Origin of the sequence: Roseovarius tolerans, from assembly GCF_900109855.1 — a bacterium.
In the GTDB taxonomy this organism is placed as follows: Bacteria; Pseudomonadota; Alphaproteobacteria; order Rhodobacterales; family Rhodobacteraceae; genus Roseovarius; species Roseovarius tolerans.
In genome coordinates this window covers 184,440-204,701 of sequence record NZ_FOBO01000004.1, presented here as the reverse complement: position 1 = coordinate 204,701, position 20,262 = coordinate 184,440, and the positions used below count along the sequence as shown (strand labels likewise).

Here is a 20,262-nt window from a genome sequence, read left to right as displayed (position 1 = left end):
TCACTTGTCCTGCCACGCGGGCACGCGTTTCTCGATAAAGGCACCGATGCCCTCTTCGGCATCATGCGCCAGCATGTTCTCGACCATCACGGTCGAGGCATAATCATAGGCCGCCGCCAGCGGCATCTCGCGCTGCGCGTAATAGGCGCGCTTGCCGGTGGCCAGCGTCATGCTCGATTTCGAGGCGACCTTGCGCGCCATTTCCATCGTGACCTCGCTCAGCGCGTCATCCGCCACCGCCCGGTTGACCAGCCCGATCTCGGCGGCGCGCGCCGCCGGGGTCATGTCCCCGGTCAGCAGCATTTCCATCGCGTGCTTGTCCGCCACGTTGCGCGACAGCGCCACCATCGGGGTCGAGCAAAAGAGCCCGATATGCACCCCCGGCGTGCTGAAGCGCGCGCTCTCGGCCGCCACTGCCAGATCACAGCTTGCCACCAGCTGACAGCCCGCCGCCGTGGCCACGCCCGTCACCTCGGCGATCACCGGCTTGGGGCAATTCACGACGGCCTGCATCACGCCCGAGCATTGCGCCATGACCCGCGCGAAATAGGCCCGCCCCCGGTCCGGCACATCGCGCCCGGCGGTCATCTCCTTGAGGTCATGGCCCGCGCAAAACGCCGGGCCGTTTGCGGCCAGCACGATCACCCGCACCGCCGCATCCTCACCGGCTTGGGCAAATGTCCGGCCCAATTCGGCCAGCATCGCCTCCGACAGCGCATTGCGCCGCGCCACGTCATTCAGGGTCAGGCGCAGAACGCCGTCATTGCCCAATTCCCACAGCAGAATGTCACCACTGTCTTGCACGGATCACCTCCTTCGGAAGGGTCAGAGAATGTTGATCTCCACGCTCTCAGCGAGCGTGTTGGCGATAAAGCAATAGCGATGCGCCCGGTCCTGCATCTCGGCCAGCGTCTCGGCATCGACCACGAAACCGGTATCGAACCGCACCACCGGATTGAGGTCGATCCGCGTGACCGACATCTGCCCGCGTGCGTTCTTGCCCAGATGGGCGACCGCGTAGTCGTGATAGCTCGCCACCGGCCCGCCCGCCTTGGCCGACAGCGCCAGGAACGTCATCATGTGGCAACTCGACAGCGCCGAGGCGAGCGCCTGTTCGGGGTTGGTATGTTCCGGATCGCCGCCCCAGTCGGGGGCGGCGTCCACCTGCATGTCATACGCGCGGTTGTATTGCACGGTATGCGCGTTCGAATAGCGGCCGGTCTGCAAGACAGGCTCGGCGCGCTGCCAATGCAGCTCGATGGCAAGGTCCGACATGTGACGGTCCCTTTACGCGGTGGCTTGGGCAGGTTTGGTCGCGCCGGTGGCGGCCAGCTGCTTGCGCGGGTCGAAGAACGGCTTTTCCACAACGGTGGCGGTGGTTTCACCACTATACGTCATGATGTCCAGCTCGGTTCCCAGCTCAGCCGCCTCAACCGCCACCATCGCCAGCGCGATGTTCTTTTTCAGGCGCGGCGAGTAGACTGCCGAGGTCACCTTGCCCACGGTTTCGCCCTCGTGGTTGATCGTCCAGAACGCGGTGTTGGGGCCGGCCATCGGTTCGCCATCAATGATCAGACCGACCTGCTTGCGGGCCACACCGTTGTCGCGGATGCGCTGCAACGCGAACTTGCCGATGAACTCCGCCTCCATGTCGACATTGACCAGACGGTCCATGCCCAGCTCGAACGGGTTGGTGGTGATATCGGCATCGGCGTGATAGCTCAGCATCCCGCCCTCGATCCGGCGAATGGTCGAGGTGTGGCCCGGTTTGAGGCCAAAGGGCAGGCCCGCGGTCATGATCCGCTCCCACAGCGCATCGCCCCGGCTGCCGTCGCGCAGATAGAGCTCATAGCCCAGCTCGCTCGACCAGCCGGTCCGCGACACGATCAGCGGAATACCGTCCAGATCGACCTCGCGCAGCCAGTAATAGCGCAGGTCCATGATCTCGTCGCCAAAGAGCGCGCGCATGATCTCGCCCGACTTCGGCCCCTGCAATTGCAGCGGCGAAACATCCGGCTCGGAGATCGTCACATCAAGGCCCGAATGCACCGCCACGCCCTGCGCCCAGAGCAGGATATCGCTATCGGCCAGCGACAGCCAGAAATGGTTCTCGCCCAGCCGCAGGCAGATCGGATCATTGAGGATACCGCCCTCGCCATTGGTGATCAGCACGTATTTGCACTGCCCCACCGCCATGTTCGACAGGTCGCGCGGCGTCAGCATCTGGGTGAACTTGGCGGCGTCCGGTCCGGTGATCTCCACCTGCCGCTCGACGCCCACATCGCACAGGATCGCGTCGTTCACGAGGTTCCAGAAATTCTGCTCCGGATCACCGAAATCACGCGGGATATACATATGATTATAAACCGAAAATCCCTTGGCACCCCAACGCACGGTGGCGTCGAAATAAGGCGACTTGCGGATCTGCGTGCCAAAGCCGAAATCATGCGGTTGCGTCATGTCATTCCTCCCATGCGCCGGTCCCAGCACCCGCTGAAACCTGTGTGTCGATGGGCCGTGTCTAACGCTTGTCGCGACGTCATGTGTTCCGAAAAACGGCCCGAAACGAGACCTCTCGTCCCGATTTCGAGCCATGCGAAAGACCGAATGGTCGCGTGCGCCTACCGCACCGGTCGGTGGACCAGCTTGGACAGATTCGGCGTGCTGCGCTTCACCTGGCGCGTCGCGAAATAGGTGATGTAGCGGTCGATGCTCAACTCCGCCGACAACAGGTCATCCATCAGCGCCTGAAACTGCGCGAGGCTGGGCACGAACACGCTCATCACGTAATCCATCCCACCGCCCGTCGCGATGCAATCGGTGATCTCGTCGACACCGCGAACATGGTTCTCGAAGCGTTCGAAATCCGCGCGCCGGTGATGGGTCAGCGACACGGTGACGATCACCTGCGTGACATCGGTGATCCGCTCAAGCGCGATATCGGCGTGATAGCCGCGAATATACCCAGCCGCGCGCAGCCGCGTCAGCCGTGCCCAGCACGGCGTCGGCGACAGGTTCACGATCTCGGCCAGCTTGGTCTTGCTGATCTGCCCATGTTTCTGAACCGCGCTGAGAATGCGAATATCGGCCGCATCAAGCCCTTGTCTGTCGTTCATTCGGGAACTCTCTCTGAGCCGCACCCGGACATGCGCCGACAACAGGCATGGGCCGGGCAAACGCACCTGCCCCGACATTGACGTGGGAAAACGACTGTGGCGCAATCCTTTGCGACCACTTGCAGGACAAGAGCGTCCAGAACGCCCCCTCAGCCCTGCGCCGCAGGCAGCCCCTCGCCCGTACCAATATCCCAGAACAGCCCCGCCATCAGCCGCAGCGCGTCACGGCAGACGGGTTTCAGGACGTGCTCATCGGGCGCATGCTGCGAACAGCCGCGATAGGAATGCGGCACCCAGACCGTGGGCAGCCCGAGGATTTCGGCAAAGGCGTCATTCGGCAACGACCCGGCCAGATTGGGCAGCACATGCGGCGCCTGCCCCGATGTCCGCTCCAACGAGGCAGCGGTAAATTTGACCCAAGGATGATCCGGATCGAGCCGCGTGGCGCGGAAAAACCCGCGATCATGCGGCACGATCTCAACCGCCTCGAACCCCTGCGCATCCAGATGCCGCCGCAGCGCGGGCAGGATATCCTCGGGCACCGTGCCCACCACGTAGCGCAACTGACAGGTCGCACGCGCATGCGCCGAAATGGCATTGACCGGGGCCTCGGGTACACCGCTCTTCATCGCCAGAATGGCAAAGCTGTTCCAGCCATAGGCGCGCTCGGTGGGCGTCAGGCTTTCCTCGCCCCAGTCGGGGTTGATCGCCGGGCCGTCGCCGCCCTCGATCGGCAAACCGCCCAGCGCCGCGCGCACGCTGTTGCTCAGGCTGTCGGGCCGCCATTCGGGAATACGGATCTGCCCGCGCGCATCGGTGATCGACGACAGCGCCTGCGCCAGGATCATCGCCGGATCGGCCAGCAACCCGCCCCAATTGCCCGAATGATGCGCCCCTTCGCGCAGATCGACCACCAGGTCGAACGTCACCCCCCCGCGCGAGCCCATGAACATCGTGGGCGTCTCAGGCTGCAATCGCGGCCCGTCCGAGGCAATCAGCACATCCGCCGTCAGCGCGTCCTTATTGGCGGCAAAGAACTCATGCAGCCCCGGCGACCCGGTCTCCTCGCCGGTCTCGATCACGATCCGGCAGTTGAACCCCAACTGCCCGCGCGCCGCGATCGCCGCCTCCATCGCCGCGATGTTGATCAGGTGCTGCCCCTTGTTGTCAGCAGTGCCGCGCCCATAGAGGCGATCCCCCTCCTCGACCAGTTTGAAGGGATGCAACCCCTCGCGCCACTGACCGGTCTGCGCGCGAATGACATCGCCATGCCCATAGCTCAGGATCGTGGGCAGGTCATCGCCCTCATGCCGCTCACCGACCAGCAACGGCCCCGCCCCCGGCGCGGGATTATCGTGGATGGCACAGTCAAACCCCATCGCCGTCAGCCGGGGCTGCATCGCTTCTTGCAGGTAGCGCAGCAATTCCGGGGCCTGATCGGGGTTCTGGCTCTCGGTCTCATAGGCCACCAGATCGGCCAGATCGCTCTGAAACCGTCCCTCGTCGAAGTAATCGGAAATCGTGGTGATCGCTGCATCTCTGGTCATGATTGTCCTGTCTTTTCTTCTGAAACGGCGTCACCCCAGGGTGACATGATCTCGGTGCAGCCGCTGTTCACCGCGCCCCGCCGCATCACCCCGGCGGGGCAGGCAAAGGCATAGGGGAACGGGCTGCGCCGGGTGGTATGCACGCTATGCTCGGCGCGCAAACGGTCCAGCACCGCATCGGGCAGCGTCTCGTCGGCGACCACCGCCGCCCCGCCCGACACATCAATGCGCGGATGATGAAACGCCGCCCCGATCTCCATCCCGTAATCTGCGACAAACGACGCCATCTGCACCATCGCCGAGACGATCTTGCGCCCCCCCGACGCCCCAAAGGCAAACCGCGCGCCGCCCGCCTCGCCCAAAATCGGGCAGACATTCATCAGGCAGCGCTTGCCGGGGGCCAGCGAATTGGGCCGCCCCGGCACCGGGTCGAACCACATGATCCCGTTGTTCATCGTGAACCCGGTCGAGGGCGACACCACCCGCGACCCGAAGATCGACAGCAGCGTCTGCGTCTGCGACACCATGTTGCCCTGCCGGTCCACCACCGAGAAATGCGTGGTGCAGCCCGCATGCGTCTCGCTCTCGCCGGTGTCGCCCATGCGGGCCAGCCGGTCGGCATAGGCGGCATTCAACCCGTCCGCGTAGGCGGCAAAGCCCTCTGCATCGGGCTTCATCCCCATGTCCCTGCCCTCCATCACCCGCAGGGCATCGGCAAAGGTCGGCCCGGCGGTCAGCCCCGGCAGAACGTCGAACCGCGCACCGCGATACTCGACGCGCAGCGGGTCGCGAAACACCGCCTCATAGCCGCGCAGATCGTCATGGCTCAGGCTGCCGCCCTTGGCCTGAATATCGGCGGCCATCGCCGCCCCCAGATCACCGTCATAAAGCGCCCGCGCGCCATGCCGCGCGATCTGATCAAGACTGTCGGCCATCCGCGCCTGATCCAGCCGCTTTTCCGCCAGCGCCGTCCAGCCGGAAATCGTCGGCCACTGCCCGTCCTCCAGAAAGAGGGCGGCGGCATCGGTATCCTTGGCCAGTTCCCGCGTGGTCGACGCGATGATCAGCGCGGCATACCAATCGACCAGCATCCCCTCGCGGGCATGGGCCACGGCGGGCGCCAGCAGATCGGCCCAGGGCATCCGGCCATAGCGCACATGCATCTGCCCCATGCCATCAACCAGCCCCGGCACCGCCACGGCGGTGGCACCCTGTACGTTGCGGTCGCCCTCGACCTGCTCCCACGGGAAGAGATCGCCTGCGATCCCCTTACCCGTAAGCGGATAGTCGGCGGGATCTAGATTGGCGGGCGCGCGCATCCCGTAATCCAGCGCCTGCGCCCGGCCCTCATCGGCGCGCCACAGCATCAGCGCACCGCCCCCCGCCGGGCCGCTCATCCACGGCTCCAACACGCCGATGGCAAAGGACGTGGCAATCGCGGCATCCACCGCATCGCCCCCCGCCGCCAGCACATCGGCCCCCGCCTGCGCGGCCAGCCGGTGCTGGGCGGCGACGATGCCGTGTTCGGTCTCGATGACGGTCTTGGTCGTGGTCGCCGTGCGCGACAGGTTCACCGACATGTCACGCCGCCTTTGGATTGTGCATCGGGCTTTGCGGGTCGTGCAGGTGACATTCCACACGCCCGCCCGGGGTCTCGACAGGGCGCGGTGCGGTGGTCTTGCACAGCTCCGTCGCCATCGGGCAGCGCGGGTGGAAATGACAGCCCGACGGCGGGTCGATGGGGTTGGGATAGGCCATGCCAAGCTGCGTATCGGGCACGCCCAGCCCCGGCTCCGGCGTCAGCACGGATTTCAACAAAGCCTGCGTATAAGGATGCGCGGCCTCGTCAAACAGCCCCGCGACACCCGCCTCCTCGACGATGCGCCCCAGATACATCACCGCAACCCGCGTCGCCAGATGCTCCACCACCGCCAGATCGTGGCTGATGAACAGATAGGTCAGCCCGAACTCGCTGCGCAGATCGCCCAGCAGGTTCAAAATCTGGCTCTGCACCGACACATCCAGCGCCGAGGTCGGCTCGTCGCAGATCACGATCTCGGGCTTCATGATCAGCGCCCGCGCAATCGCCACGCGCTGCCGCTGCCCGCCCGACATCTGGCTGGGAAAGGTGTTCATCACCCGCGCAGGCAGCCCCACGATATCGAGGATCGAGCGCACTTCCTTTTCCCAATGCGCGCGATCACCGATGCCATGCACGCGCAACGGCAGCGACACGATGTCAAAGATGCTCTTGCGCGGGTTGAGCGACGAATAAGGATCCTGAAAGATCGGCTGAATCCGCCGTGCCAGCGTCATGCGGTCCTGCGCGCCGATCTCTTCGCCATCGACCAGCACCTGCCCTGCCGTGGGGGCCTCCAGCCCCAAGAGGATCTTGGCCAGCGTGGACTTGCCGCAGCCGGATTCACCCACCAGCCCCAGCACCTCGCCGCGCGGCAGCGAGAGCGACACGTCGTTGACCGCCGTCAGCGGCCGTGCCGTGCCGAACAGGCCCTGCTTGACGTGATAGGTCTTGGTCACGCCGCGCAGTTCCAGAACGGCGGATGCAGATGCGTTGCTCATGCGGTGACCTCCTCTTCGGCGTGGCGCTTGCCATCGGGATGAATGCAACGAAACATATGCGTGCCCTCTTCCCGGCGCGGAATATCCGCCTTGCACTCCGCCTGCGCAAACGGACAGCGCGTGCGAAACGCGCAGCCCTGCACATCGCCGATCAGCGACGGCACGATGCCCGGAATGGTGCCCAGGGTGCTGCCCCGCTCGGTTTTGCCCGGCTGCGGAATGCAGCGCAGCAATCCCCGCGTATAGGGATGCGACGGCGTGTTGAACACATCGGTCGCCGGGCCGGTCTCGACCAACTCGCCCGCGTACATCACCGCCACCTTGTCGGCGACGCGCGCGACCACGCCCAGATCATGGGTGATCAGGATCATCGCCATGTTCATCTCGCGTCCCAGATCATAAAGCAGCCGCAGGATCTGCGCCTGAATGGTGACGTCGAGCGCGGTCGTCGGCTCGTCCGCGATGATCAGTTCCGGCTCGCACATCAGCGCCATGGCGATCATCACCCGCTGCCGCAACCCGCCCGACAACTGATGCGGATACTGCCCCAGACGGCTGCGCGCGGCGGTGATCCCGACCTTTTCCAGCAGTTCGATGGCGCGCTCCCGCGCCGCCTCGCGGCCGACGGATTTGTGCAAAAGCAGCGCCTCGGTCAACTGATCGCCAATCGTGTAGGCCGGGTTGAGCGAGGTCATCGGCTCCTGAAAGATCATCGCCATCCGGTCGCCGCGCAGCGCCCGCATGGCGCGCGGCTTGGCGGTCAGGATGTCCGTGCCATCGAAATCCATCCGGTCGGCGCTGCGCCGGATGGTCTTGCCCAACAGGCCCATCAGCGCCAGCGAGGTCAGCGATTTGCCCGACCCGCTCTCGCCCACGATGCACAGCGTCTCGCCGCGCATCAGGTCGAAATCAATACCGCGCACCGCGTGCAATGTGCCGCCGCCAACGGGAATATCCAGCGTCAGGTTGCGCACGCTCAGCAGGGGGTTCTCCATGGTCTCAGCTCCGGTTTTCGGGGGCGGTGACGTCGCGCAGACCGTCACCCATCAGGTTGATCGCCAGCACGAGGACAAACAGCACGGCCCCGGGGATCAGCACCATCCACGGCTCGAACAGCATCATGTTCTTGCCCTCCGACACCATCAGGCCCCAGCTTGGGGTGGGCGGCTGAACACCGAGGCCAAGGAACGACAGCGCCGCCTCCAAGAGGATCGCATGCGCCATTTCCAGCGTCACCACGACGATCAGGTTATTCGCGATATTGGGCATGATCTCGGACAGGATCACGCGCGGGGTCGAGGCCCCGATGGCGCGCGCGGCGGCCACGTATTCGCGGCCCCGCACCTGCAGCGTCGAGGCGCGCATCACCACCGCGAACCGGTCCCACAACAACAGCCCCAGAACCACGATCACCACCTGCAACGATCCGCCCAGAATGGCCACCACGGCAAGCGCCACCAGAACCACCGGCATCGCCAGCCGCACGTTGATGAGAAACGTCACCACCATGTCCACGCGCCCGCCAAAGTATCCGGCGGCCACCCCCATCGCGGTGCCGATCACGCCCGAAATCAGCGCCGCGATCACCCCGATCATCAGCGACACCCGCGCGCCGTAGATCAGCCGCGACAGGTAATCGCGTCCCAGATGATCGGTGCCCAGCGGATGCTCCCAGTCGCCGCCCAGAAACACCGGCGGCTCCATCCGGGTCATCAGGCTTTGGGCATAGGGGTCATGCGGGGCCAGCAGCGGCGCAAAGATCGCGACCAGCGTGAGGATCACCAGCACAACCAAGCCGATCATCAGACCCTGATGGCCGAACACGCGCTTGCGCAACATCTGCCCCGGCGTCGGCCCGGTGATCTCTGCCAGAATCGGATCCTGCGTATCAAGTTGGGTCATCTCAGCTGCTCCGCATGCGGGGGTCGAGCCAGGCATTCAGCACATCGGCCAGAAAGGTGAAGACGATGTAGAACATCGAAAACACGAGGATCAGCGCCTGCACCGTCGGCAGGTCGTTACGCGCGATACTCTCCCACGCAAGGAACCCCGCGCCGTGCAGCGCAAAGATCGACTCGACCACGATCGAGCCACCCAGCATGAAGCCCATCTGCACCGCAGCCAGCGACACCACCGGGATGATCGCGTTGCGCAGCGCGTGGCGAAACAGCACCCGGCCCTCCGGCGCGCCCTTGGCCCGCGCGGTGCGGATGTAATCCGACGACAGCACATCCAGCATCCCGGCCCGCGTCAGACGCATGATCGCAGGCATCGCGTAATAACCCAGCACGATGGTTGGCATGATGAAATGCGCAGGACTTGAGGCACCCGACGGCGGCAACCAGCCCAGTTGGATGGCAAAGATCACGATCAGGATCAGGCCGAACCAGAAGCTTGGCATCGCCTGCCCCGCCACCGACAGGAACAACGCCACCCGGTCGATGATCGAGTTTGGGCGGATCGCGGCGGCCACGCCCAGCGGCACGGCGGTCAAGAGCGCAAAGGTGATCCCGCAAACGCCCAGCGTCATGGTCACGCCCAGCCGGTCGACGATCAGCGACGACACCGGCAGACGGAAATAATAGCTTTCCCCAAAGTTGAACTGCAACGCAGAGATCAGCCAATCGCCGTATTGCACCAGCATCGGACGATCAAAGCCATAGAGCTTGCGGATCGATTCGATATCTTCGCCGCTCGCGGTCTCGCCCGCCAGCGCCGCCGCCGGATCACCCGCCATGAACAGCAGGCTGAAGCTGATGAAGGACACGGTAAAGGCCACCAGAACGGCAAGGCCAAGTCGTTTGAGAATGAATATGAGCACGGGCAGGCCCCTCGTTTTCTGGCAGGTCGCTGGATGCGCGGGCGACGGGGGATACGGAGGGCCGCAATCGCGGCCCCCCGCTCAGACGGTGTGGATCACTTCCACTCCATCGTGGTGAACCGCAGCACCTCGTCGGCGGTCGGCGTGTATTCCACCTCGTTGGTGGAGACGTAGTTGGTGTTGTACGAGAACATCGGCGCCCAATAGGCCTGCTCGGTGATCCGCTCGATGGCCTTGGCGTAATGCTCCTTGCGCACCTCCGGGTCGGTCGCGCTGTCGGCCACTTCAAGATCGGCCAGCACCTGATCATCCCGCGCATCGTCAAGCGAGCCATGCTTGAAGAACTGGCTGACCATCGCCGATGCGTCGTTGATCGAGAAGCTGCCCCAGGTCAGGAAGGCCAGCGGCACATCGCCGGTCATGTTCAACTCACGCAGCGCGGAATACTGCAGGAACTTGAAGTCGCTCTCGATGCCCACGGCATTGAGATAGCTCAGGATCGCCTCGGCGTATTCACGGTTGCGATAGGCGTAGAACTCGGTTTTGAACCCGTCGGGATAGCCCGCCTCGGCCAGCAGGGCCTTGGCCTTCTCGGGATCGTACTCATACTGTGCCGCCGCATCCTGCTCACAGCCGAACTGGCTGGGGAAGCACGGCGTCCAAACCACCTTGGATTCGCCCTTGAGCAGCGCATCGACCAGCTCCTGACGGTTGATCGCGTGGTTGACGGCCTGTCGCACGCGTACATCCGTAAACGGCGTATCCCCCGAGCGCCCGGCGGCGTCCATCGACAGATACCCCACCCGCATCGTCGACTCGTTGGAGACGGTGAACTGATCCATCTCCGCCAGCTTCTCCGCCTGATCCGCAGGCACCTGCCAGATCAGGTCGAGCGACCCGCTGAACAGCGCCGCCATCTGCGTGTTGACGTCCGGAATGGTGCGGATGTCGACATTGGCGATCTCGGGCTGCCCCTTGGGGCTGTCATGGTAATTCTCGTTCTTCTCCAGCACGAAATGCTGCCCGGGCGTCACCGACACCACCTTATAGGGACCAGTGCCCACCGGCTCCAGACCCATGCCCGACGGGCCCGCCTCGGCGTAATACTCATTGGGGTACATCGACACCGGGCCGGACAGGAATTCGATCGCCGCCGGGAACTTGTCCTTGAGATGGATGCGCACGGTATACTCGTCGATCTTCTCGGCCGACTTCATCCAGTTCACATTGCGCTGCGTCTTGACGCCACTTTCTTCCTTGGCGACAAAATCGACCGTATAGACCACGTCATCGGCGTTGAACGGCTCGCCGTTGTGAAAGGTGACGCCCTCGCGCAGCTTGAATTCAAGCGTCAGGTCGTCGATCCACTCCCAGGACGTGGCAAGGTTGCCCTTGTATTCGTTGGTGGCCGGATCGCGATAAATCAACCCATCCCAGACCGCGCGCTGCAAAACGACGCCCTCACGCGAGGAATTGAAGTAGCTGTCGACGTTCTCCAGCTCTTTGGTAAAGGCCACGCGCAGCGTGTCATTGGCCTTGTCGGCATAGGCCGCACCAGACGCCGCGACGATCGCCAGACCGGCAATTGCATGTCTCAAAGAGGACTGTTTCATGTCTCTCTCCCTATGTTGGTCGCGCGCCGATATGGCGAGGCGCGTGATGTTGGCTTTTCGTTGACGTATCATATTATGATACATATAATCGCCATATGATCCATTAATGCGAACATACTTCGCCACGTCAAGCCCGGCCTGCGACATCCGGCCACATTTTACGAGAGATGCATGAAAACAAAGCAGGATACCCTCTACGTCGGATCGCTCGCCAAGGGGTTGCGCCTGTTGCGCGCCTTCGACGAGGGCCATACCGACCTGTCGCTCGGTGAACTCGCGCAGCGCACCGGGCTGGACAAGAGCGCCACACAGCGCCTCGCCAACACGCTGCATGTCGAGGGCATGCTCGACAAGGACCCGGTCACCCGCCGCTTTCGCCCGTCCCATGCCTGGCTGCAGATGGCCTATGCCTATTACTGGTCCGACCCGCTGATCGGTCAGGCGATGCCCAAGCTGATCAATCTCAGCCAGGAGTTGGGCGAGACCGTGAACCTCGCCGAAATCTCGGGCGATCACATCATCTATGTCAGCCGCCTGCCCTGCAAACGCACCTATTTCGCGGCCACCATCATCGGGCGGCGCCTGCCCGCGCTCTCCACCTCGGGCGGGCGCGCGATCATCGCCACCTTCCCCGAATACGAGCGCCGCCACGCCATCGAGACATGGCCGATCACACCCTTCACCCCCAGCACCACGCTTGACCGCGACCTGATCGCCACCAGCATCGCAGAGGCCGCCCGCGACGGATTCGCGGTCTCCACCGGGCAGATGATTCTCAACGAGATCGGCGTCGCCAGCCCGATCATCGGCCATGACGGACGCGCCTTCGCCGCCGTGCAATGCTCGGTCTCCGCCCATACATGGACGCGCGAACGCATCGTCGCAGACATTCTCCCCAAGCTGCAGGACACCGCCAACGCCATCTCTCCCGCCTTCCGCGCACACCGCGCAGGCGGGGCGTGACCGGCGTCCGATCCGGCAAAATCCGCTTGCACTCCGCCCCGGGCCAGAGTGTCCTGCGCCCGAAACGCAAGCGGAGGAGACAGACATGAACCTGGCAAGACTGGCGGCAGAGGCAGGGGCGCGCGGCACACCGGTGCGCGCGGGCCTCATCGGCGCAGGCAAATTCGGCTCGATGTTCCTCAGCCAGGCGCCCACCATCGCCGGGCTCGAGGTCAGCGCCATCGCCGATCTCTCGCCCGACCGCGCGCGCAGCGCCTGCGCCGCCGTGGGCTGGGACGAGGACCGCATCGCCGCCACCGCCTATCTCGAGGACGGCGCGGCGCTGGCCGCGCGCGACGACGTCGACGTGGTGATCGAGGCGACGGGCAATCCGCGCGTCGGCATCACCCATGCCCGCGCCGCCATCGCAGCGGGCAAGCACATCGTCATGGTCAATGTCGAGGCCGACGTGCTCGCCGGTCCCGCGCTCGCGTCCGAGGCGCGCGCGGCGGGCGTGGTCTATTCCATGGCCTACGGCGATCAACCGGCACTTGTCTCGGACATGGTCGACTGGGCCCGCGCCACCGGCTTTCACGTCACCGCCGCCGGCAAGGGCACCAAATACCTGCCCGCCTATCACGAAGTGACCCCCGATGACGTCTGGTCGCATTACGGTCTGACGGCGCAGGAGGCCGCGGCGGCGGGCATGAACCCGCAGATGTTCAACTCCTTCCTCGACGGCACCAAGAGCGCAATCGAGATGGTCGCCATCGCCAATGCCTGCGGTCTCGACGTGCCCGATAGCGGCCTCGCCTTCCCGCCCTGCGGCGTCGATGATCTCGCCCATGTGCTGCGCCCGCGCGAGGTGGGCGGCCAGCTTGACCGGCGCGGCATGGCCGAAACGGTGTCGTCGCTCGAACGCGACGGCCGCCCGGTGTTCCGCGATCTGCGATGGGGCGTCTACGTGGTGCTGGAGGCCCCCAATGACTACGCCGCCGCCTGTTTCAAACAATACGGGTTGCCCACCGATTCCACCGGGCGCTTTGCCTCGATGTACAAACCCTTCCACCTGATCGGTCTGGAATTGTCGGTCTCGGTCCTCAGTGCCGCCCTGCGCCACGAGCCCACCGGCCAGTCGCGCGAGATGCGCGGCACCGTGGCGGCGGTGGCCAAGCGCGACCTCAAGGCCGGAGAGGTACTCGACGGCGAGGGCGGTTATACCGTCTGGGGCAAGGCACAGCCCATCGCGCGCGCAGGCCATGCCCTGCCCATCGGGCTTGCGCATGGCGTGGCGATGACCCGCGACGTGGCACGCGGCGCGGTGCTCGGCTTCGATGACGTGACGCTTGGCCCCGACCCGGTGGTCGATCTCTATCGCGGGCTCATCGCGGGCTGACAGACACGCCAAAGGCCCGCCGCGCGCAAGACGCGGCAGGCCCCATCCCACACCTCAGAACGTCTTGGCCAGCGTGAACTTGAAGTTCCGCCCCACCGCGGGCCGCGTCGCCAGATTGGGCGTGAACTGTGCGTCGAACACGTTGTCGATCCCGACCCGGAACTCGGTGTTCTCCCAGACGCCCTTGCCCTTGGGGGCGATCGTGGCGCGCAGGTTATGCGCCGTGTAGCCCGCGTCGCGCGCCCCGTTCACGGTGATCGCATCGGCACTCACCACCTCCCAGCTCAGATCGTAGATGTCGTTGAACACCTTGCCGACCGTCAGCCGCAGGTTATCCGCCGCCTGATTGCGCCAGTCGCTCACCAGCCCCGCCTGCGTGACCTCCTCACCCTCCGCAAGGGTGGCGTTGAGATCGATGTAGAACCCGTTCTCCATTGCATAAGAGGCCTCGATCTCCACCCCTTCGGTGCGGATTTCCTCCAGCGGGTTCTGCGCCGCCGTGGCATCGACAAAGGAATTCACATCCCACAACTCGCTGTCGAAATAATTGACCTTGAGCGCCAGTTGATCCCCGGCCCGCAGCGCGCCGCGCCGCTCGTAGGAAAAGCCCACCTCGTAGCTGCGCGACTTCTCGCTGCGCGTCACGCGGCCCGGAAATTCCAGATCGTCGATGATCGGCATCACCTCGGTATAGGCCGCACTGCCAAAGACCGCAAAGCCGTTGCCGAACGCATAGCGCAGTGACAGCCCGCCCATCAGCGCATCCTTGCTGAACGTCCCGTCATTGGGGGCGGTGTCGCCCTTCACGGTCGAACTTTCATAGCGAATCGCGGGCGTCACCGTCCACGCCTCGCCGATGTCGATCTCGTTGACCGCAAAGAACGCCCAGCGTTCATCCTCGCCCCCGGGTGCTGCAAACGCATTGACCCGCTCGCGGTTGATATACTCGATCCCTGTCGTCAGGTCATGCACCAGCGCCCCGGTCTGAAAGAACGCCGTGTTCTTGAGGGTCAGCGTGGTCGTCTCATACTCGTGATCGGCATCCAGCAGGTCCGAGCAGATCGACGTCGGCGCAGGCGGGCTTCCGGGGCACGAAACCGCCGCCTGCGTGATCACCTCGTCGACATGCGAATATTGCAGCGACAGGTCCACCAGATCGTTCAGCGGGTTGTAGCCATAGCTCAGGATCGTGGTCTTGCTCTCGATCTCGCGGTCGACATTGCCGAAAAACGTGAGGTTTCCGAAACTGTCATAGGGCACATCGAATTGCGAACTTTGCGTCTCCTGGAAACTCGCCTCCAGCGAATGCGCCTTGTCATCGCCAAAGCGATACTTGCCCTTGATCAACCACGACGGATCGTCGATCCGGTCGCGTCCGGGGTTGATCACGTCGCCGTTGCCATCCTCCGGAAAACCAAGGCTGCGATCCACGTAGTTGAACATGAACCCCAGATCCTCATTCACCTGCCACGCCCCGATGGTCGATGTGGTGACACCGTTGCCATTGGTCTGAAACTCCACCGTCTGCCGCAGCGCGAGGCCGGTCTCACCACCGGTCACATCCTCGGGGTCGATGGTCTCCAGCCGCACGACACCACCGACCACGCCAGAGCCGTATTCGAACGAGCCCACCGTGCCGCGCAGCACCTCCACCTCCCGGAAGAGAAACGGATCGGTGAACAATTGCGTGCCGATACGGTAAAGCTCTTCTGCCCCCCGCGTCGCCCCGTCCACCTGTATCAGGACCTTCTGATCGGTGCCGAAGGTGCTGTTCGACCCGAACCCCCGGATCGAGATACCCGACCCCTGCGCCGTGTCGCCATTGACCAGCGCCACCGACGGCACCGTGACCAGCAATTCGGCCACCGATCCGGCCTGCCGGTCGCGCAGTTCCTCCTCGTCGATCACCGTCACCGGAGTTGCGGTCTCTGTCTGCACCGCCCGCTTGCTCTCGCCCAGCGTCAGCGTCCCCAGAAATCCCTCCGCGCCGTCCTGCGCCAGCAATGGTGCCGCCGCGCACAGGCAGGTGCTCGTCAATAGCGCGAGTCTCAGATGTTTTGTCATGTCCCCGTGTCCCCTTCTCGTCTTGCAGACATTGGCTTTCACGCCGCTGTGCTTGCGAAAGGCTGGCACGGTCGTTTTGGTTGAAATGAGTGCGATACGCCGACGTTCGGCCTGCGCTCTTGCACCCCTTACCCATTTGTGACTAAAAGAGTCAACATTGCGATTCACCTGGATCGTCACATAAGCCACGTCCGCATCGACCGCGACGCAGCCACCCCTTTGCATCAGATCAAGAGGTAGGCATGCCCCCATAACCCCCGAAACAATCCGCGCCTTTCAGGCCGAGAACCCGAAACTGCGCAGCCGCGATCAGGCCGACACCTTGGGCATTTCCGAGGCCCAGCTTGTCGCCGCCTCCACTGGCGCGGGTGCCACGCGCATCCCGGCGCATCCCGATCAGGTGATGGCGGCGGCGCAGAAACTCGGCGAGGTGATGGCGCTCACCCGCAACCCCTCCTGCGTGCATGAAAAGGTCGGGCGCTACGACAACTATCACAGCGGCAAACACGCCGCGATGATACTCACCCCCGAGATCGACCTGCGCCTCTTTCCCAGCCATTGGTGCCACGCCTTCATGGTCGAGACCGAGGCCGACACCGGCCCCCGCCGCCGCCTTCAGGTCTTCGATGCCGCAGGCGACGCGGTGCACAAGATCTTCCTGCGCGACGCCTCCTCGCTCGCCGCATGGGACGCGCTGCGCCTGTCGCAGGCCCTGCCAGATCAGGGCCAGACCCTCGACGTGGCCCCGCGCCAGCCCACCGAACCGGCGAAATCCAACCCCGAAAAGGTCGATATCCTGCGCGACGAATGGCAGCGCCTGACCGACACCCACCAGTTCCTGCGCCTGACCTCCAAACTCAGGATGAACCGCCTCGGCGCCTACCGCATCGCGGGCGCGCCCTTTGTGCGCGCGCTGGCACCCGGGGCCGTGGACACACTCCTCACCCGCCTCGCCGAAGACGCCACCGAGGCGATGATCTTCGTCGGCAATCGCGGCTGCATCCAGATCTATTCCGGCCCGGTCCACACGCTCAAGGCCATGGGCCCGTGGCAGAACGTGCTCGATCCCGGCTTCAACCTGCACCTGCGCCGCGACCATATCACAGAGGTCTGGGCAGTCGAGAAACCCACCCAGCGCGGCCCCGCCATCTCGGTCGAGGCGTTCGATGCCGAAGGCGGGCTGATCCTGCAAATCTTCGGCCTGCGCAAGGACGACCGCGACCACCGCCCGGCCTTCGGCGCGCATGTCGCCGCCCTGCCCGACCGCGCCGACGCAGAGGTGCCCGCATGACCCGTCTCACCCGCCGCACCCTGCTCGCGCAGGCCACCGCGCTCTGCGCCCTGCCCGCCTTCGGCCAGTCCCGCGACCGCCTGCTCTCGATCGGTGGCTCGGTGACCGAGATCGTCCACGCGCTCGGCGCGGGCGACCGGCTGGTGGCGCGCGACACCACCTCCACCTACCCGCCCGAGGTGACCGGCCTGCCCGATGTGGGCTATGCCCGCGCGCTCAGCCCCGAGGGCGTGCTCTCGGTCGCCCCCGACCGGATTCTCGCCATCGAGGGCGCGGGCCCGCCCGAGACGATCAACGTGCTCAAAGCCTCGGGCCTGCCGTTCACCACCGTGCCCGAGGCCAGTGACGGCCCCGGCATCCTTGAAAAGATCGCCGTGGTGGGCCATGCGCTCGGCCTGCCCGACCGCGCCGCGACGCTCATCGCCGAGACCCGCGCCGCGCTCGAGGCGACCGCCAAGGCAACCGCGCAAATCGCCCCCGGCGATGCCAGGCGCGTCCTCTTCATCCTCAGCCTGCAGGGCGGGCGCATCCTCGCCGGTGGCACCGGCACGCAGGCGGCGGGCATCATCGACATGGCGGGCGCGGTCAATGCCGTGGACGCATTCGAGGGCTACAAGCAGATCACCGACGAGGCGGTCAGCCGCGCCGCCCCCGACGTGATCCTGATGATGGATCGTGGCGGCGATCACGCCATCGAGGACGAGGTGCTCTTGTCCATGCCCGCGATCCGCACCACCCCCGCCGCCACGACCGGCGCGGTGATCCGCATGCAGGGGCTCTATCTTCTGGGCTTCGGTCCGCGCACCGCGCAGGCCGCGCGCGACCTGCACCGCGCCATCTATGCAACGCCCGGGGCCGATGATGACACTGACCCAAGCTAAGATGATCGAGGCGCAGCCCCGCGACCGCCGCGCCACCGCGCGGCAGGCGCATCTGTGGCTCGGGCTGCTGCTCATTGCGGTCTGCGCGATCAGCCTTGAAAGCGGCGCGTCGGGCGTCTCGCTTCTCGGCCTCGTCACCGGCAGCGCGCAGGACGACACCCTCGCCCGCATCATCCTGTGGGAGGTGCGCCTGCCCCGCATCGCCATGGGCGCGCTCGTCGGTGCGGCACTCGCCGTGTCGGGCGCGGTGATGCAGGGGCTTTTTCGCAACCCGCTCGCCGATCCCGGCATCGTCGGCGTGAGCGCAGGCGCGGGCCTCGGCGCGATCACCGCCATCGTGCTGGGCGGGCTGCTGCCCCCGGCGCTCCAGTCCCTCATCGGCATCTACACCGTGCCGCTTGCGGCGTTTGTCGGCGGTTGGGCCTCGGTTCTGCTGCTCTACGGGGTCGCCACGCGCGGCGGGCGCACTTCGGTCGCGACGATGCTGCTGGCGGGCATCGCGCTCGGGGCGCTCTCCGGCGCGGTCTCGGGGCTGATGGTCTATGCCGCCGACGATCAGCAATTGCGCGATCTGACCTTCTGGGGCCTCGGCTCGCTCGCCGGGGCGACATGGGCCAAGCTTGCCACCGCCGCGCCGATCATCGGGCTGGCGCTGGTTGCGGCCACCACCCTCGGGCGCGGCCTCAACGGGCTGGCCTTGGGCGAGGCGACGGCGCTGCATCTCGGCATCCCGGTGCAGCGCACCAAGACCCTCGCCATCCTCTGCGTGGCGGGCGCCACAGGCGCTGCGGTCGCGGTCTCGGGGGGCATCGGCTTTGTCGGCATCGTCGTGCCGCATCTCTTGCGGCTGGCCACCGGGCCGGATCACGGCCCGCTTCTGATCAACAGTGCGCTTCTGGGCGCAAGCCTGCTTCTGGGCGCGGATATTCTCAGCCGCCTGCTCATCGCACCCGCCGAATTGCCCATCGGCATCGTCACCGCCGTGCTCGGCGCGCCGGTCTTTCTGTGGATATTGCTGCGGCGGCGCGGCTTGGTGGACCTGTGATGCTGTGCGCCGATCACGTCTCGCTGTGCCTCGGTGGCACCGCCATCCTGCACGATGTCAGCCTCTCGGCGCGCGCCGGGCACCTGACCGCGATTGCAGGCCCCAACGGCTCGGGCAAGACCACGCTCTTGCGCGCCCTCACCGGCGAGATTGCCGCCCAGGGCACGATCACCATGGGTGGTCTGCCGGTGCATCCGCGCCACGCCATGGCCCTCGCCCCGCGCCGGGGCGTGCTGCCACAGGCCGCCCGGCTGGCCTTTCCCTTCACCGTGATTGAGGTCGTGCGCATCGGCCACGGCGCGGGGCGTTTCGCGCACCGGCCCGACCTGCCGCTGCGCGCGCTGGATCATGTCGGGCTGCGCCACATGGCCAGCCGCACCTACCAAGACCTGTCGGGCGGCGAACAGCAGCGCGTGCAATTCGCCCGCGTGCTCGCCCAGATATGGGAGCCTGCGGGCCCCGACGGCCCCAACTGGCTCTTTCTCGACGAGCCGGTCTCCAGCCTCGATATCGGCCATCAACTGGGCGTGATGCGCCTCGCCCGGGATTTCGCCGCGCGCGGCGGCGGGGTAGTGGCGGTGATGCACGATCTCAACCTCACCTCGATGTTCGCCGACCAGGTGGTGATGATGCAATCGGGCCGCGTGGTGGCCGAGGGCACACCCGAGACGGTGATCACCTCCGAAACGCTCTCGGCGGTCTATGGCTGCGATCTCGCGGTCAGCGAGCCCCCGCCCGGCAACCGGCCCTACATCCTGCCGCAGAACGCCCGGGCGGGCTGAGGCGAGGGGGGTAGAATGTTGGGCTGAAGCGGACATTGGCAGTGAGCCGCGCATCGACGGGCCGCGGTACGGCGATCCAACATCAGATTTGTAGCGCTTTATATCAGCCAAGCCCGAAAAACATCCGAGCGCAGAGCAGGTTGCAGCCAAATCGCCGTGCCGGGGGGCGGCCCGGCGATGCGCG

Annotated in this window: 18 protein-coding genes; 6 read left to right on the top strand and 12 right to left on the bottom strand. The window is 65.5% G+C overall.

From position 1 onward, the window contains the following. From BMX04_RS05665 to BMX04_RS05615, 11 genes are all read right to left on the bottom strand, one after another. Complete coding sequence (locus BMX04_RS05665) at nucleotides 1-804, bottom strand: enoyl-CoA hydratase (protein WP_074785373.1); 804 nt, start codon at nucleotides 802-804, stop codon at nucleotides 1-3. 21 nt (nucleotides 805-825) lie between these two features. Then, the gene (locus BMX04_RS05660; protein WP_074785372.1) at nucleotides 826-1,275 is read right to left on the bottom strand and encodes an OsmC family protein; all 450 of its coding nucleotides are present in this window, start codon (nucleotides 1,273-1,275) and stop codon (nucleotides 826-828) included. Between the two features lie 12 nt (nucleotides 1,276-1,287). After that, nucleotides 1,288-2,460, bottom strand: a complete 1,173-nt coding sequence (locus tag BMX04_RS05655) for a glycine cleavage T C-terminal barrel domain-containing protein (protein WP_074785371.1) — start codon at nucleotides 2,458-2,460, stop codon at nucleotides 1,288-1,290. A 161-nt stretch (nucleotides 2,461-2,621) separates the two neighbouring features. Continuing rightward, nucleotides 2,622-3,116, bottom strand: coding sequence for an Lrp/AsnC family transcriptional regulator (locus BMX04_RS05650; protein WP_074785370.1), 495 nt, complete (start codon nucleotides 3,114-3,116; stop codon nucleotides 2,622-2,624). Nucleotides 3,117-3,265: 149 nt separating this feature from the next. Then, the gene (locus BMX04_RS05645; RefSeq protein WP_074785369.1) at nucleotides 3,266-4,663 is read right to left on the bottom strand and encodes a M20 family metallopeptidase; all 1,398 of its coding nucleotides are present in this window, start codon (nucleotides 4,661-4,663) and stop codon (nucleotides 3,266-3,268) included. Continuing rightward, nucleotides 4,660-6,243, bottom strand: coding sequence for a gamma-glutamyltransferase (locus tag BMX04_RS05640; protein WP_074785368.1), 1,584 nt, complete (start codon nucleotides 6,241-6,243; stop codon nucleotides 4,660-4,662). Before BMX04_RS05640 ends, BMX04_RS05645 begins: the two co-directional genes overlap by 4 nt. Before the next feature lies 1 nt (nucleotide 6,244). Then, nucleotides 6,245-7,243: an ABC transporter ATP-binding protein gene (locus BMX04_RS05635; RefSeq protein ID WP_074785367.1), complete on the bottom strand. Its 999-nt coding sequence runs from the start codon at nucleotides 7,241-7,243 to the stop codon at nucleotides 6,245-6,247. Beyond that, the gene (locus BMX04_RS05630; protein ID WP_050662990.1) at nucleotides 7,240-8,238 is read right to left on the bottom strand and encodes an ABC transporter ATP-binding protein; all 999 of its coding nucleotides are present in this window, start codon (nucleotides 8,236-8,238) and stop codon (nucleotides 7,240-7,242) included. The genes BMX04_RS05635 and BMX04_RS05630 overlap by 4 nt, the downstream gene beginning before the upstream one ends. Before the next feature lie 4 nt (nucleotides 8,239-8,242). After that, nucleotides 8,243-9,145: an ABC transporter permease gene (locus BMX04_RS05625; RefSeq protein ID WP_074785366.1), complete on the bottom strand. Its 903-nt coding sequence runs from the start codon at nucleotides 9,143-9,145 to the stop codon at nucleotides 8,243-8,245. Nucleotide 9,146: 1 nt separating this feature from the next. Further along, nucleotides 9,147-10,064, bottom strand: a complete 918-nt coding sequence (locus BMX04_RS05620; RefSeq protein WP_074785365.1) for an ABC transporter permease — start codon at nucleotides 10,062-10,064, stop codon at nucleotides 9,147-9,149. Between the two features lie 95 nt (nucleotides 10,065-10,159). Further along, nucleotides 10,160-11,677: an ABC transporter substrate-binding protein gene (locus BMX04_RS05615; protein WP_083398089.1), complete on the bottom strand. Its 1,518-nt coding sequence runs from the start codon at nucleotides 11,675-11,677 to the stop codon at nucleotides 10,160-10,162. A 171-nt stretch (nucleotides 11,678-11,848) separates the two neighbouring features. Between BMX04_RS05615 and BMX04_RS05610 the strand changes: the two genes are divergently transcribed. Together BMX04_RS05610 and BMX04_RS05605 are read left to right on the top strand one after the other, a co-directional pair. Then, nucleotides 11,849-12,640 (top strand): IclR family transcriptional regulator, encoded by a 792-nt coding sequence (locus BMX04_RS05610; protein ID WP_074785363.1) that lies wholly within the window; start codon nucleotides 11,849-11,851, stop codon nucleotides 12,638-12,640. An 85-nt stretch (nucleotides 12,641-12,725) separates the two neighbouring features. Then, a complete protein-coding gene (locus BMX04_RS05605) occupies nucleotides 12,726-14,015 on the top strand; it encodes an NAD(P)H-dependent oxidoreductase (RefSeq protein ID WP_074785362.1) in 1,290 nt (429 codons plus the stop codon). Between the two features lie 54 nt (nucleotides 14,016-14,069). On the opposite strand, the gene BMX04_RS05600 is transcribed toward BMX04_RS05605, so the two are convergent. Beyond that, nucleotides 14,070-16,079, bottom strand: a complete 2,010-nt coding sequence (locus BMX04_RS05600; RefSeq protein ID WP_083398088.1) for a TonB-dependent receptor domain-containing protein — start codon at nucleotides 16,077-16,079, stop codon at nucleotides 14,070-14,072. A 223-nt stretch (nucleotides 16,080-16,302) separates the two neighbouring features. Between BMX04_RS05600 and BMX04_RS05595 the strand changes: the two genes are divergently transcribed. From BMX04_RS05595 to BMX04_RS05580, 4 genes are read left to right on the top strand one after another with little or no spacing between them, the layout of a single operon-like run. After that, nucleotides 16,303-17,370, top strand: a complete 1,068-nt coding sequence (locus tag BMX04_RS05595; protein ID WP_074785361.1) for a ChuX/HutX family heme-like substrate-binding protein — start codon at nucleotides 16,303-16,305, stop codon at nucleotides 17,368-17,370. Continuing rightward, nucleotides 17,367-18,251, top strand: coding sequence for a heme/hemin ABC transporter substrate-binding protein (locus tag BMX04_RS05590; RefSeq protein WP_074785360.1), 885 nt, complete (start codon nucleotides 17,367-17,369; stop codon nucleotides 18,249-18,251). The genes BMX04_RS05595 and BMX04_RS05590 overlap by 4 nt, the downstream gene beginning before the upstream one ends. Continuing rightward, nucleotides 18,229-19,296, top strand: a complete 1,068-nt coding sequence (locus BMX04_RS05585) for a FecCD family ABC transporter permease (RefSeq protein ID WP_074785437.1) — start codon at nucleotides 18,229-18,231, stop codon at nucleotides 19,294-19,296. Before BMX04_RS05590 ends, BMX04_RS05585 begins: the two co-directional genes overlap by 23 nt. After that, a complete protein-coding gene (locus tag BMX04_RS05580) occupies nucleotides 19,296-20,078 on the top strand; it encodes a heme ABC transporter ATP-binding protein (protein ID WP_074785359.1) in 783 nt (260 codons plus the stop codon). Before BMX04_RS05585 ends, BMX04_RS05580 begins: the two co-directional genes overlap by 1 nt. The last annotated feature ends 184 nt before the right edge of the window (nucleotides 20,079-20,262 follow it).